General features: G+C 55.5%; 14 protein-coding genes. 3 read left to right on the top strand and 11 right to left on the bottom strand.

Annotation, left to right across the window (positions count from 1 at the left end):
- Window positions 1-30 precede the first annotated feature (30 nt).
- The 9 genes from EPD60_RS08930 to EPD60_RS08890 form a co-directional block, all read right to left on the bottom strand.
- Window positions 31-459, bottom strand: coding sequence for a VOC family protein (locus EPD60_RS08930; protein WP_243647794.1), 429 nt, complete (start codon window positions 457-459; stop codon window positions 31-33).
- Window positions 460-627: 168 nt separating this feature from the next.
- Window positions 628-1,152 carry a GNAT family N-acetyltransferase gene (locus EPD60_RS08925; protein WP_131448935.1) on the bottom strand — a complete coding sequence of 175 codons (525 nt, stop codon included), beginning with the start codon at window positions 1,150-1,152 and terminating at the stop codon, window positions 628-630.
- Between the two features lie 47 nt (window positions 1,153-1,199).
- Window positions 1,200-1,859, bottom strand: a complete 660-nt coding sequence (locus EPD60_RS08920; protein WP_131448933.1) for a hypothetical protein — start codon at window positions 1,857-1,859, stop codon at window positions 1,200-1,202.
- A gap of 64 nt (window positions 1,860-1,923) precedes the next feature.
- The gene (arr, locus tag EPD60_RS17395; RefSeq protein ID WP_394346038.1) at window positions 1,924-2,337 is read right to left on the bottom strand and encodes an NAD(+)--rifampin ADP-ribosyltransferase; all 414 of its coding nucleotides are present in this window, start codon (window positions 2,335-2,337) and stop codon (window positions 1,924-1,926) included.
- Window positions 2,338-2,925: 588 nt separating this feature from the next.
- Entirely contained in the window at window positions 2,926-3,936 is a 1,011-nt protein-coding gene (locus EPD60_RS17160; protein ID WP_207896581.1) for a polysaccharide lyase, read from the bottom strand.
- A 222-nt stretch (window positions 3,937-4,158) separates the two neighbouring features.
- On the bottom strand, window positions 4,159-6,990 hold the full coding sequence (locus EPD60_RS08905; protein ID WP_207896579.1) for a M16 family metallopeptidase: 2,832 nt from the start codon (window positions 6,988-6,990) through the stop codon (window positions 4,159-4,161).
- A gap of 201 nt (window positions 6,991-7,191) precedes the next feature.
- Window positions 7,192-7,728, bottom strand: a complete 537-nt coding sequence (locus EPD60_RS08900) for a GNAT family N-acetyltransferase (RefSeq protein ID WP_207896577.1) — start codon at window positions 7,726-7,728, stop codon at window positions 7,192-7,194.
- Window positions 7,729-8,024: 296 nt separating this feature from the next.
- Window positions 8,025-8,738: a nucleotidyltransferase family protein gene (locus EPD60_RS08895; protein WP_131448927.1), complete on the bottom strand. Its 714-nt coding sequence runs from the start codon at window positions 8,736-8,738 to the stop codon at window positions 8,025-8,027.
- A gap of 145 nt (window positions 8,739-8,883) precedes the next feature.
- Window positions 8,884-10,347 carry a RapZ C-terminal domain-containing protein gene (locus EPD60_RS08890; RefSeq protein ID WP_131448925.1) on the bottom strand — a complete coding sequence of 488 codons (1,464 nt, stop codon included), beginning with the start codon at window positions 10,345-10,347 and terminating at the stop codon, window positions 8,884-8,886.
- Between the two features lie 160 nt (window positions 10,348-10,507).
- Here EPD60_RS08890 and EPD60_RS08885 point away from each other — a divergent pair, with 160 nt between their 5' ends.
- A complete protein-coding gene (locus EPD60_RS08885) occupies window positions 10,508-10,981 on the top strand; it encodes a hypothetical protein (protein ID WP_131448923.1) in 474 nt (157 codons plus the stop codon).
- A gap of 138 nt (window positions 10,982-11,119) precedes the next feature.
- On the opposite strand, the gene EPD60_RS08880 is transcribed toward EPD60_RS08885, so the two are convergent.
- A complete protein-coding gene (locus EPD60_RS08880; protein WP_131448921.1) occupies window positions 11,120-12,091 on the bottom strand; it encodes a zinc metalloprotease in 972 nt (323 codons plus the stop codon).
- 149 nt (window positions 12,092-12,240) lie between these two features.
- On the opposite strand from EPD60_RS08880, the gene EPD60_RS08875 reads away from it, so the two are divergent.
- On the top strand, window positions 12,241-12,630 hold the full coding sequence (locus EPD60_RS08875; RefSeq protein WP_131448919.1) for a hypothetical protein: 390 nt from the start codon (window positions 12,241-12,243) through the stop codon (window positions 12,628-12,630).
- A gap of 4 nt (window positions 12,631-12,634) precedes the next feature.
- On the opposite strand, the gene EPD60_RS08870 is transcribed toward EPD60_RS08875, so the two are convergent.
- Window positions 12,635-13,072 (bottom strand): DUF2141 domain-containing protein, encoded by a 438-nt coding sequence (locus EPD60_RS08870; RefSeq protein WP_131448917.1) that lies wholly within the window; start codon window positions 13,070-13,072, stop codon window positions 12,635-12,637.
- A 79-nt stretch (window positions 13,073-13,151) separates the two neighbouring features.
- Between EPD60_RS08870 and EPD60_RS08865 the strand changes: the two genes are divergently transcribed.
- Window positions 13,152-14,192 carry a nucleoid-associated protein gene (locus EPD60_RS08865; protein WP_131448915.1) on the top strand — a complete coding sequence of 347 codons (1,041 nt, stop codon included), beginning with the start codon at window positions 13,152-13,154 and terminating at the stop codon, window positions 14,190-14,192.
- The last annotated feature ends 97 nt before the right edge of the window (window positions 14,193-14,289 follow it).

The raw sequence follows: 14,289 nt of genomic DNA, 5'->3' as shown, positions 1-14,289 counted from the left end.
TAAAAGCATCCTTGATGAAAAGTCAGGGCCTTAGCTTCTGCCGAGCTCTTCCGCCAGCCCGATGAGCAGTCCTTCGCATCCGCGGATATAGCACAGCCGGTACGATTGTTCGTACTGAACTACGTCGCCGACAAGCGTGGCGCCGCGCTTATAGAGACGGGCGAGCGTTTCGTCAATATTCGCAACCGTGAACATGATGCGCAGGTACCCGAGCGCGTTCACAGGGGCTTCGCGATGATCGGCGACTGTGTGTGGCGTGATGAAACGCGAAAGTTCCAGCCGGCTGTGTCCATCAGGTGTAATCATCATCGCGATCTCAACCCGCTGATCGCCCAGCCGGGTGACGCGACCGGCCCAAGCCCCTTCCACGAAGGCGCGCCCCTGGAGGGTCAGGCCCAATTCCGTAAAAAACTCAATGGCTTCATCGAGGGATGCCACCACGATGCCGACATTATCCATCCTTAGTACGGTTGATCTCTCCACGGTCTGTACTTTTTAATTAGCGAAAACAATGTTGCCGGGCAGCCGTTTGTTATTAAGCTGGCGTTGCAGCGTTGTGCTTAACAGCCGGGCCTTGTGCTGAGGCAGAACAGCGGCCAGGAAAAAGGCGCTTGCTGACCGGCGTATTCACCCGTTAGTTGTCAACTTAAATATCATAAACTTTTCACCATCCACGCGCTCCATTTTGAAGTGGGATTTCTCCAGAAGCCGTACGGAGCCCTGGTTGTCGCGGTGCGTATAGGCTTCTATAGATTTCAGACCTATATCCTTTATCCCAAATTCAATCACTTTTGAAATTGCCTCCTGCATGATACCGTTTCCCTGGAACCCGGGCAATAATTCATACCCGATTTCCGCCCGCGAACCATCACCGGAAAAATCGAACAAACAGATTGTTCCAACTAATTTATCCCTACCGTTTAACGTGATGGCCCAATAGATTGAAACATTCTTCCGGATGTTTTCATTTATGGCCTGAATGAAGCTCCGAACGTCATCGATTGATTGACTTGCCTTCCTGCCGAGATACTTGTTTACGGCCTCATCCGAACGCAGTGCAAATATCTCCCTGTCATCACTGATCACGAGTTGCCGCAGTGTCAGCCTATCGGTTTTGAGAACCGGGAACGGCGTAAATTTTTTGCCTGTCATTCTTTACTGATTATTAGTGTTTGGCTACGCCACGGGACGCGTCCGGCCTATGGGACTACCCTGATCAGAACCGATGTAAGCTGATCGCTCTGGCTCCTGATGCTGAAGCCAAGAATGGCACCTTTGACATTCACGTCTTTGACACCCGGGTTAATTGAGGAGGGCAACGCATCGGTCACCCAGATCGTTACGGCACCATCATTGGCTGAGAATTCGGCGCAGGCATACCCCATGATTATCCTGGTGCGCCCCGTTGACGCAAAGCTTCTTCCGTCGGGAGGCGGGATCGGCACGTTCTGATCATTGGCATCCAGTATCCTGGAAACAACACGCCCCTTTTTCATGACCATCCTGCTATAGGATTGAGGCATCGTCAGTCCTTCATGCTCCACCTCAGGACTCAAAGTAACAATGGTGCTGTCTGTCCCTGCATCAACAAACCTTGTTTGTATTTGCATCGGCTGCTTCCGTAGCAAAGCGGTTTTCAGTTGCTCTTCCAGCATAGGCTTCAGCGAGTCGGGGATGCCCTTCCGCTCGGCAAAATTTGCGGCAGCATCTTTCACCAGCTCATCGGGGATGATCATGATCACCGTATCGGTAAATTTATACCTCGAAGCCTTACCGGCCGGCGCCTGTGCTCCTGCGTTCAACGAACAGGCAAATAACAGAGCGATTAATGAAAGTCTGATTGGCTCAGGGGTATACATAATGCAGTGATTTTGATCTTTAGCGATGGCGCACAACCAACAAGGCTTTGTGCCGTGACCGTGCCTAATTAATTATTTCACCTTTACTGTCCGCCAATTTATCGCGGAAGGCCTGCAGCTGTTCGGGTGTTGGCCGTACCCACTCTGTTACTACTCCAACGATTTTCAATGGAGCTTCGGAGCGATAGGAACGGGTTGGATTACCTGGAAACTTTTTGTCTGTCAGATTCGGGTCATTTTCATAAGCCCCTGTTGGCTCAACGATATAAACCCTTTCCGCACCATCACCCTTTGCCAATGCAGCAGCCAGCCCCGCTCCATTCACCAAAGCCGAGAAATAAATATGGTTCATTTTCAGCTCAGACTGGTAATTCGACGCCCCTCCTGCGATCAGCAAATCGCCAACCCGCAGATCCGCTTTCGTGCCATGATAAAACGGACCTTTATCAGACGGACTGTACTTATATGTGTTTGCCAGATCGTAATTCTCTTTTGCTTTGTCCGGATCGCCCAGGTCCTCATAGCATTTCGCGAGGTTCAAATAAAGGGCCGGCAGAGCGCTGTTAACGGCGTCATTATTTATCGACAATGCAAGGTGTAAAGCCGTTTCGAGCCAACGCAACTTCCCGGAAACAGTTTTTTGCTGTCGGGCTAAATAATGAGCGGCAAGAAATCTTTCAAAGTCATTTGCCGCATCATTCCAGGCCTGTTGAAAAAGAATGGCGGCTTCGTCTGCCTTGCCTTGCTCTTCCATAACCATGCCCTGGAGGCAGATCTTAACAACGTGATTAAAGGGTGAGAATTCCATTTTGCAATTATTGGCTGTGTTACAATAAAGCGCGCCTGTCGGTACTTAACGGACCGCTCTACAATAACTTACGCTACAACAAGTTACTGCCACTCTTGCACCAATCCAACTCCCAACCCAAAAACCGGGAGTGGGGCCTTTGTGTGTTGAATAAACCGTGCCGCAGGTACGCTTTACAGCTCACGTGGAATCGCGACCATCTCAAAAACAAAAAGCCGCCCCGCTTTCGCGGAACGGCTTTACTATGATGATTGTCCATTAGCGGATAGCAGTGACAGCAACGTTGTTGAAGTAGATGCTGCCGTCGGTGGCCGACTGCCAGTAGCTCTCGGCGCCGCCGCGGAAGGTTTCGAAGCACAGGTGCTTCACGAGGCGCTGCGCATCGTTGGTGGTCCAGCGGATGGCCTGGTCGATCAGGGTGGTGCCGTTGATCACGATCTGGATGCGGCCGTCGGTGTTGGAGCCGGTGTTGCTCTTCACGTACATTTTTACGTTGTACCAGGTGCCCTTCTGCAGGGAGCCGGTGGCGGGGTATTGCTTGGCGAGCTCGTCGCCGTAAGTGCCGGGTTGGTCCTTATAGTAGATATACGGGATCAGTTTAACGGTGCCGTCGCTGCGCTTCGTCCACATGATGCGGGCGCTGCCGCCGTTGCCGTCCCAGGCGGGATCGCCACCGGTGTTGCCTTCGCCGAGCAGGAAGCCGAAGCCTACCTTACCGCCCGCGCTCCAGTCGAATCCGGCATCGAACTTCATATCGAAATTGAGCTGGTATTCCTGCGCATCCGGAATGTCAACGCGCGATACGTTGCCGCCGTCGGGGCCGATCATATTCTTCAGCAGCACGGTCTTCAGGGTGCCGCCGGAGATTGATGTGTTCTTACCCCAGAAAGGAATGTTTTTGAAATCGGTCACTGCCTGGGTGTAGCCATAGGCAGCGTCGGCGCGGCCGGCCCAGTTCAGGTTCAGCGAGTAGAGCGAAGAGGTGGGTGTGGTACTGCCTGTAGAAGTGCTGCCGCCGGTAGAGGTCGTACCACCGCTGGTGGTGCCGCCGCTCGTAGTACCGGTGCCGCTCGTGGAGGTGCCGCCGGTAGCGGTAGTGCCGCCACCGGTAGAAGTGGTACCACCGGAAGTAATAGCGCCGCCGGGGCCTACGGTGATCTTACCGCTTTTTCCTTCAAGGATGGACTGGTCTTTCGAGCAGCTTACAAGGGAGGTTGTGAAAAGTGCAATAGCGGCCAGGCAGGCCCACTTGGATTGGTGCTTTAACATAATACACGGTTAGGTTAAAAGGGCGAAGGTTAGTGTGTACGGCGTTTCCACGGTACATCATAAAGGTACCCGCACCAAAAGGCGATGTGCCCTCACTTTAGACAAACCGGGTCATTCGGGGGGTGAAAAGGGCGCATGCGGCGTTAACGATCTAACGGGCAACCACAACGTAAAAGGCCCGCCCAGAGCGGGCGAGCCTTGTTAAAGAAATCCTATCGTGGCTTAAAATCCGAGGGGGTTGCCGTTGGTATCGAGCTGCACCACCTTCTTTCCCAGCTTCTTCACTTCTTCCAGCTGCGTGGCCTTATCGCCTACCACTACATACACCATATCGGCTTCGTTGAAATGCTTGCCGATAATGCCGCGGTAGTCGGCCAGGTTCATCTTCACCAGCTGTTGCTGGTCTTCTTCCACAAAGCGCAGCGGGCGCCTGTACTTGCTGATCTCGTTAAGCAGGCCGAGCTTGGCGCCAAGCGTTTCATAATCGAGGGTACTGCCCTTTAACACTTTGTTGCGGGTCAGCTCCACCTCTTTTTCGGTGAAGGTGTTGCCGTACTGGCGGATCATGTCCTGGATGATCTGCAGTGAAGCCAGCGTGGCATTGGCGCGTACCGAGGTCACAGCCTGAAAGGGCGCGCGCTCCGTGGAGCGCAGCTGTGCCGACTGTGCGCCGTACGTAAAACCCTTGCCGATACGCAGCGTTTGAAAGAGGCGGCTGCTGGAGTTCACACCCAGCACTTCGTTGGCGAAGGAGATGGCGGTGGCATCGGGGTCTTTAGCCGAAACGCCGAGCTTGCCGACGTAGAGCACCGACTGTTTCGCACCGGGCACGTCGATGAAGTACACCGTATTTGCACGATCCTGCTGCGGCACCGTGTAGGACGGCAGCGCAGGAGCTGATCCATTCCAGTTCTGCGCCAGCACGGCAATGGTCTGGATCGCTTCACCCTGGGGCACTGCGCCGGCAACGTGCACGGTGGCAGCGGAGGGCTTTACCCAAGTGCTGAAATACTGCTTCAGGTCGTCGAGCGTGATGCGGGCCACCGACTCGCTTGTTCCCTGCGCGGGGATGCCGAGGATGTGCTGGTCGCCATAGAGGAGCTTGTTGAAGTTGAGGGCGGCAATGGCCGTGGCATTGGCCTCGCGGCCCTGGATGGCGGTTTGCGTGGCTTTATAGAGGCGCTCATATTCGGCCTTGTCCCAGCGCGGCTGTAACAGCATCTCCTGCACCAGCGCCATCGTAGGCGCGAAGTTGCGGGCGAGGCAGGTAGCGCGCACGCGCAGCTCTTCGTTGCCACTGCTTACGTTGATGGAGGCGCCCAGCGCGTCGATGGCAGCTTCGAGCTCGGCCGGCGTTTTCGTAGCTGTTCCTTGCGTCATAAGGCCGGCCAGCAGCGCCGACACACCGCTCTTGTCGATAGGGTCGGCCCAATGGCCGCCGGGGATCACCACCTCGAAGTTCACCAGCGGCACCTCGCGGCTTTCGATGCCATAGAGGCGCATGCCGTTGGCCATAGTGCCGGTCCACACAGGTGGCATCTTAAAGAGCGGCATGGCGCCGAAGCCCGGCTCGGAGCGGTCGTTCTTCGTTTTCGTTTTGGCAAACTGCGCGTCGGCACCCGGGTCCACATCTTCAACAGCTACACCGTTCACGATGGGCTCGGTCCACACCTTCGCTTCTTCGGCGCCGGCGAGCGCCAGGTCTTTCTTACCCCTGGGCACAAAGGCGGTGGCGATGTAGTTCTTTCCTTTGATGTACTGGTTGTACACGCGCAGGATGTCGGCACGCGTCACGCCCCGCACCAGCACGGCTTCCTTCGTTACAAAGCCGGGGTCACCGCGGAACTCGTTGTCGCGGCCCAGGCGCTGAGCCTTTGCCAGCACGCTCTCGAGGCCACTGTACAGGTTGGATTCGTATTGCGTCTTGAGATTTTCGAGCTGCTTGTCGGTAAAGCCTTCCTTTTCAAAACGCGCGAGGCCCGTTTCAATTGCCTTCTTCACATCATCCAGATCGGTGGTAGCGTTGCCGCGCACGCGGATGTAAAATTCACCGGCGATCTCCTTCGACTGGTTGTTGGCCGACACGGAAGGAGCCAGCTTTTGCTCCGTCACGATCACCGAGTAAAGCGGTGCTGTTTTGCTGCCGGCGAGGAGCTGTCCCAGGAGGTTTAGTGCGTAGGCGTCCTTATGATTCTGCTCCACGGAGGGATAGGCCATCGTAAGCTCGGGGAGCTTCGCGAAGTTGTCCTCGTACCAGAAGGAGCGCGAGGCGGCGAGCGTTGCCGGCATCGGCTTCAGCGGCTGCACCGCGGGGCCGCGGCGAATCTCGCCGAACCAGTATTGCACGCGCTCCTTTGTTTTCTTCGGGTCGATGTCGCCGGCGATGACGAGCGTGGCGTTGGCCGCGCCGTAGTAGCGGTTGTAAAACTCCTTCACATCCTCGAGCGAAGCGGCCTGCAGGTCGGGCAGCGAGCCGATGACAGGCCAGTTGTAGGGATGCTCCTTCGGGTAGAGCGCGCCGAGGATCACCTCGCTGGTGCTGCCGTAGGGCACGTTGTCGTAGTTCTGGCGCTTCTCGTTCTTCACCACCTGGATCTCCTTGGCGAGCGCTTCCTTCGTTACGGTGTTGATCATGAAGCCGAGGCGGTCGGAGTCGATCCAGAGTATCTTCTCGAAAGCGTCTTTGGGGATCACCTCGTAGTACACGGTGCCGTCGCTCCAGGTGCCGCCGTTGCGGTTGCCGCCCCATTCGGGAATGAGCTTACGGTTGGCGCCGCGCGGTGTGTTCTCGGAATGGTTGAATGACATGTGCTCGAAGAAGTGGGCAAAGCCGGTCTTGCCGGCCTTCTCGCGGTTGGAGCCCACGTGCACCACCGTGGATACGGCCACGATGGGATCGGAGTGATCTTCGTGCAGGATCACCTTAAGGCCGTTAGGCAGGGTAAACTGTTCGTATTTTACCTGGAAGGGCGCCGCCTTCGTCGCCGGCTTCTGCGCGCCGGCACTGAGCGATGCCGCCAGGGAAAGGGGCAGGAATGTGTGTCTGAGGTTCATGCGCATACTCGGTTTGATGCGATCAAGTTACGGCGGGAAATATAGAGGCATCCTGCTTTTACAGGAACGGCGGGAGAGAAGGAACGCTGATTCCGCAAACGGAATACGCAGATTGGTTAGGATTTGCGCAGATATCCGTACCAATATCTGTGTTCATCATAACAGATCATAATAAATCTGCGTTCCTTCTCCCCTGCGCGGTCAATGCCGATACAGCTGCTCATATGTTTCCCGCGTCAGCACCCAGCGTTTTACCGGCTGCTCGAAGTTGATGGAGCCCGGCGTGGTCACGTATTCTTTTTCAAGCACGAAGCCGGCCTTTCCGAGCGTGCGGTTCGGCGCGGGATTGAGCGCATAGGGCTCGCTGTAAAGGCGCTGCAGCTGCAGCGTGCTGAAGAAATGCGGCAGCGAGGCTTTCACCAGCCGGAGCCCGAGGCCCGAGCGGCGCTGTGCATGCTCCCACAAATGGAGATGCATAAAGGCTTCTTCGCCGAAGTGTGTAGGGTTGGTATTGCAATGACCCGAAGGCACACCATCGATCTCCCAGATAAGGCAATACGCCATGCGTTCTTCTACCGGCAGCGACAGTTGCCGCTCAAGGCCTGCGGCCAGCTGTTCGGGCGCCGGCACTTTCGAAAGGTCAACACCCATGGCTTGCAGGTGCGCATCACCGGAGTGTGTCCAGTAGCGAACGATCTGGGGGATGTCCCGGTCTTGCAGGGGGCGAACGGTGATCATGACGAAAATGTTTCGGTAAACATAATACAAGCAGCCCGCCTTGCCCGCGGCAAGTGCATGGACCGGCACGCATGCATCTTTGGCGATTTCTTTTTCTATCTTGTAGTAACCAAACTGCGCGCATGAAACGATTACCATCCTTCCGCAGCGGCGCGCTGGCCGCACTTCTTGCTTTCGGTGTATTCAGCGCCGGCAACTATGCGCCCGGCGCGAACAGGAACATTAAAGCAGAAAAGCATTAAAAGAAGAAGGCGTCCCGGAACGGACGCCTTCTTCTTTCTAAAACTATTTCAGTATCAGGCAAACAGCTTCTCTGCCGTTTCCACGCTGCCGGGCTTGCCTACATCCAGGAGCTTGGAGCCGCTGTGGTCGTAGCTGGAAATCTTGTTGTCGTGAGCAAGCTCCAGGTAAAGATCGATGAGTGAGAACTTGCCGCTCAGTTTGGTGAGCGAAAACACCTGGGGCTCGAAGATGGCAAGGCCGCTGTATGCTTTTTCAAAGTAGTCTTTTGCTTCCAGCACGAGTTTTTCCTCACCGGTGCTTTTGTTGCGCCACCCGCAGAGTCGGTCGTATTTGTTGAAGAGGAGCTTGCGCGACGTTTCGCGATCGGTTGTGGCGAGGGTGATCAGCGAATTGTCCTGCTGGTGCTCCACGAGAAAGTCTTTCAGGTTGGCATCGGAAAGAATATCGACGTTGAGGGTGAGGAAGGTGCCGGTTTCGAGCCATTGCCGCGCCTTGAGCATGCCGCCCCCGGTGTCGAGCAACTCGTCGCGCTCATCGGAGATGTGTATATGGCTGCCCCAGCCTTTTGCCTTGCTGATGGCTTCCTCCACCTGGTCGGCGAAGTGATGCACATTTACCACTATCTCGTTGATGCCATACTGTTGGAGGTATTCCACCGCACGCTGCAGCAGCGATTTGCCATTCACAACAGCCAGCGCCTTGGGATGCTGGTCAGTCCAGGGCTTGAAGCGCGTGCCGAGCCCGGCGGCGAAGATCATTCCTTTCATAGTTCCGATTTTGTGATCGCAGGGAAGAGAAGGAACGCTGATCCCGCAAGCGGGATGCGCAGATTGGTTATGATTTATGCCGATGTCGGTATCAACACCTGCGTCAATCATAACAGATCATAATAAATCCGCGTTCTTTCTCTCTTTATGCTTCACGTTTATTAATCCAATTCTTAGCCTCCTGCACAGTATGGCACAGTTCGACTTTTACTTTGTACTTGTTGCGCAAATGCCTTGCCAGCGCGTCGGCTGCGTACACACTGCGGTGCTGGCCGCCGGTGCAGCCGAAGCTGACCGACAAAGATTCGAATCCGCGCCGGATATAGTCTTCCACCGATACGTCCACCACATCATATACCGAATTGAGGAACTCCTGCATTCGTGTGCGCTGTTCCAGGAAGTCCATCACCGGCTTGTCGCGCCCGTGGATCTCCTTGTACTCGTCAAAGCGGCCGGGGTTGAGGATGCCCCGGCAATCAAACACAAAGCCGCCGCCGTTACCGCTCTCATCAACAGGATACCCTTTTTTGTAAGAAAAGCTGCACACCTTAACAACAAGCGGTGTTTCCTCCGTGGCCTGGATGGGCATAAAGCGCTCCATCACCTCGTCGGCAAGGCAGATATCGAGCACGCGCCGGAACTCGGGCAACATGATACCCAGGCTGCTCCCGGCTACGAATTCCCCGAGGTTGCGAAGCGCAAGTGGTATGGAAGTGAGGAAATGCGCCTTGCGCTCGAAGAGCCCGCGGAAGCCGTAAGCGCCGAGCACCTGCAACAAGCGGATCAGCACGTAGCCGTTGTATTGGCTGCGAAAAATGCCACGGTCGAGTGGGCGATCGAGCAGGCCATCGTAGGCATCCATATAATCTTCGAGGAGCCGCTCTTTCCATTCAGAAGAAAGCGCTGCCTTCGCCTGCCACAGCAGGGAGGCGGCATCATACTGCGGTGCTCCGCGCATCCCGCCCTGGAAGTCGATGAACCCGACAGTATCGCCATCGCGCACCAGGATGTTGCGGCTCTGGAAGTCGCGGAACATGAAAAACTTGTACTCCGTATGCGTGAGGTAATTGGCGAGCGCTTCGAAATCGTCAATGAGACGCTGCTTGTCGTAGGGCTGCCGCAGGGCGTCGAGGAAATAATATTTGAAATAAAGCAGGTCGGCCATGATCGCCTGCTTGCCGAACTCTTTGTTGGTGAGGCAGCGGTCGTAGTCGAGCCCTTCGTGCCCCTGCACCTGCAGGCGCGCGAGCTGTTGCAGGCTGGTGCGGAAGAGTCCGTACACGCGGTCGGAATAGCCTTCCTGCTCCAGCACCGAAAGGAGGGATACATCGCCGAAGTCTTCCTGCAGGTATGCCGTACCGTCGGCGCTCATCTCAAGCACTGCCGGAACCGGAATGCCCTTCGCATAAAAGTGGTCGGCGAAATAGGCGAAGGTCTCGTTCTCGCGTATGTTGAGCCCATGGGTGCCGATAACGGTGCGTCCGTCTTCGGACCTTAGCCGGAAGTAACGCCGGTCGGAGCCTGCTTGCGGCAACACGTCCACGCCGGCGGGCGGCTTGCCGGCCCATTTTGTATAAAGCGCAGTAATGGATTCGATCAGGGATTGCATGGAGCGAAGGTACGCGGAGAGAAAGAACGCAGATTCCGCTAAAGCGGAATGCGCGGATTTGTTATGATTCATTATGAGGGCTGACGCACACCATTGTTCCTGTGTACGTCATAAAAATCATAACAAATCTGCGTTCGTTCTCAGCTCCGATCTTTGCACCATGACTCCTGCGTCCATTTCCGACATCAAATCATCATTGAAAAACCTCGAAGCCAAAGAGCTGGCTGAGCTGGTGCTGCGCCTGGCGCGCCACAAGAAGGACAACAAGGAGCTCCTCTCCTACCTCATCTTCCACAGCGACGACCTGCCGGCCTATATCCGCGAGGTGAAGGAAGAGATGGACGAAGGCTTTGCCGAGATGAATAAGAACAGCGTGTACCTGGCGAAGAAAACGATCCGCAAGGTGCTGCGCATCACTAATAAACACATTCGCTACACCGGCTCCAAAGAAGCGGAGATCGAGTTGCTGCTGCATTTCTGCGTATCCCTGAAGGGATCAAAGCTGCCGCTTAATAAGCACGCCGTGCTGCTCAACCTCTACAACAGCCAGGTGAAAAAGATCCGCGCAGCCATCGCTACGCTGCACGAAGATCTTCAATACGAATACACGCGGGAACTGGAACGACTGGAATAAAGGGTTCGGGCGGTTCAAGGGGTTCAAGGATTGCTAAAGAGCATGTCAGCAGCGAACAAGTACCAGTTAACCAATAGACCAATAAACAAGGCCCCGCTTCGATAAGCGGGGCCTTCCTATTTCTAAACGAAAACTCAATTACTGTGCGAAAGCGGCACGGGGGCCACCGGCGGCGAATACCGCGAGCGAGCGCGACTTCTGGCCGTTGGTGAACATGTACATGCAACGATCATACGTATAGTCCATGTAGTTCATGGTCATTTCGTTGTGAGTGGGCGAGCAGGCGCTTACCTTGGGGTAGGCAGGGCAGCCGCCGTTGGAGGTCTGGGCAACCGGGGTATCGCCTACGAGGTCGTTACCGCAGCTGGCATCACCCCAGATGTGGCGGAGGTTGAGCCAGTGACCTATTTCGTGGGTGGCGGTGCGGCCGAGGTCGTAGTTGGTAGCATAGGTGCCGGCAGCCTTGGCGCGGGAGCCGAATGCGGAGTAAAGAATCACCACGCCGTCCGTCGCGGAGTTGCCGCCGGGGAATTGTGCATAGCCAAGGAGGCTCTGGCCCAGGTTACAAACCCAGATATTCAGCTTTGTGGTGGGGCTTGTGGGATCAATGCCGCCCAGGCTGGACTTCTTAACGGCATCGTTGGTGCCCCAGCTGGTTTTATTGGTGGACTTGCGGATCACCTGGTCGAGCACGAAGCGGATGCCGTAGTTGGCGCGGAGTCCGTTCCACTCAGCAGGTGTGTTGGCACCGTCTGCGTTGGTGTTGTTATAGTCTTCGTTTAACACGGTGATCTGGGAAGCGATCTGCGCGTCCGAAATATTTTGCGCGGCGGTTTTATACACCACGTTTACAACTACCGGGATCTCGATCACACCATTTACTAGGCGGCCACGCTCGATGGCGTTCTTTGTAAACTGCTCGATGCTGGCCATGCGCTGGGCAAGCGAAGGATCTTCTTCAAGCTGGCGCTGGAATACTTCTTCGGTAGCGCAAGCCCGGGTGAGCTCCTGGGGTTCTTCAGCGATAGTTTGCTGCTCGTCGCTGGCTACTTTCTTCTGGCAGGAGATCGCAAGGATAAGGGCGCAAAAACCAAATGCAATTTTCTTCATTGTCGAAGGGTTAAGTGTGTGAATAATGTTGCGTTAGGAAATTATTAACTTTTTTGCATTTGCCATCGTTTTTTTTCGATAAACTAAGAGTTTTCTAATGCAAGCTCATGCTTGATGCGCGGGCCCGCAGAGCCGTTTATTTTCGCGCCATGATCGACTTGAAGGAAGTACGCTGGGGGAATACTTTATTACAGAAACAACAAGGACGCATCGCGCCGGTAAGCTGCGGCCCGGAGCAGATGGCGCTGCTGGCAAACGGCAAGGCTGCCGACTTTTTCCCGGTAGTGCTGAAGGCGGAAGTGCTGGAGGGCGCCGGCTTCAGCGAGAATAAAGACTACGCGCTTTACCCGCAGGCCCGCGAGTTCAAACGCGTGCTGCCGGTAAAAGGCAAGGAGCATCACGAACTCGTGGCTTATGTAAAAAGCAATGGCGAATGCCTGGCCTGGTACAACGTCAACGGGCTGACGGCGAGCAATGCCGTGCGGCAACTGCACCAGCTGCAAAACCTCCACTACACATTGACGGGCGAAGAGCTTTGAATCATCAGAGGTTACGCAGCCGGATATGCAGCGTGGTGATGGTGCGGTCGGCGATGGTGATCTTATTGCTGTTATACGCTGGCGCCGCGGCAAAAGGCAGGTTGTTGCGCGACGCGCCGTAGCCTTCCTTCGGAATTCCGAGAAAATTGGTATCGAAGCGCTCGTTATTGTTGGCATCGTGAAAAACAAAAACGGCGTAGGTGCCCGGGGCCAGGTTGGCGAAGGTGGCTTCGGCCGTGCGGTCGCGCACCGGCGCAACGACGCACCTGAGCGGCGAGCCGCCTTTTTCGTTAAACGCCTCGGGCCGGTCGAAGAGGCAGACCCGGCAGACGCCCTTGTCGTTCCGCAGGTTGGTCATCTTCGCCACAATACTGCATTGCGCCTGAAGCGTGCCGTTTACGCCAAAAAGTGCAACGATCAAAACCAGACTCTTCATTGCCATAGCCTTGCAATTTAAGCACGGGCTTTGATTACCCCATTCCCCCATAAGCATATTATCTTGCAGCCCCTCAACGCAAAGAATGGAACTGAATACCGCTGTACTGAAAAAGCTGAGCCTGCATTTCGTGGGCAGCAAGAACAACCTCGACCCGCTGATCGTAGCCGACAAGGAGCTCGAACTGGAAGAGGGCGTGCGCGAGGTGCTGGAAAGCGGGCTTATGAGCCGCTTCCGCAACGTTCCGGAGCAGTACGCATTCACCCATCCTTCTTCGCTCCAGTTCAACGAGGTGTATAATTACTGTCGCGGCACGTTCGCTGACGCGGAGCAGTTCGTGGAGCTATCGGGCCGCATTGCGCGGCACCTTTACGAGGCATCTACACACCCGAAGGTTAAAGGCGGCGAATTATACGTAGCGCTCTTCGAGGGTCTGCCGGTGGAGGGCCGCATGCACAAGGCCATCGCGCTTTTCAAAACAGAAAGCAAGGCTTACTTTCTCGACACACGGCAGGAGCGGCAGGAAGTGCAGTTCGACCTGCGCGAAGGCGTGCAGCTCGATAAGATCGACAAAGGCTGCCTCATCATCAACCGCAACGAGGAAGAAGGTTTCGACGTGCTGCTGTTCGACAACCAGAACCGCGGCGAAGAAGCGCTTTACTGGAAGGAAGGCTTTCTCAACGTGGAGCCGCAGCGCAACGAGTTTCATCATACGGCGCAATTTCTCACGCTCACCAAGCAATTCATTACCGAGCAGCTCGAAAGCGAGCACGGCGTCGGGCGCAAGGAGCAGGTGGAACTGCTGCACAAATCCATCGACTACTTCCGCAGCAAGGAAAGCTTCGACATCGACGAATTCCAGAATGAAGTGTTCGGCGCAGAAGACGTGATCGACTCCTTCCGCGACTTCGGCGCGCGCTTCACCGAGAAGAACGACTACGACATTGCCGCCCAGTTCGACATCGCCCACGACGCCGTCAAAAAGCAGGCGCGCATCTTCAAGAGCGTGCTGAAACTGGACAAGAACTTTCACATCTATATCCATGGCCGCACCGACCTTATTGAAAAAGGCGTGGACATGGACGGGCGGAAATACTATAAGATCTATTACCAGGACGAAGCATAGGGAATTTCGAATATCGAATAACGAATAGCGAACTTCGGATACCGGTTGGCGGCTCAACGGCTTGAAATCGTTCCGGAAGGCAGGATACAGAAGTCAC

The sequence above is a fragment of the Flaviaestuariibacter flavus genome (genome assembly GCF_004337505.1).
GTDB classification, from domain to species: domain Bacteria; phylum Bacteroidota; class Bacteroidia; order Chitinophagales; family Chitinophagaceae; genus Flavisolibacter; species Flavisolibacter flavus.
The sequence above is the reverse complement of the archived record's forward strand: the minus strand, read 5'-3'. Positions and strand labels throughout refer to the sequence as shown.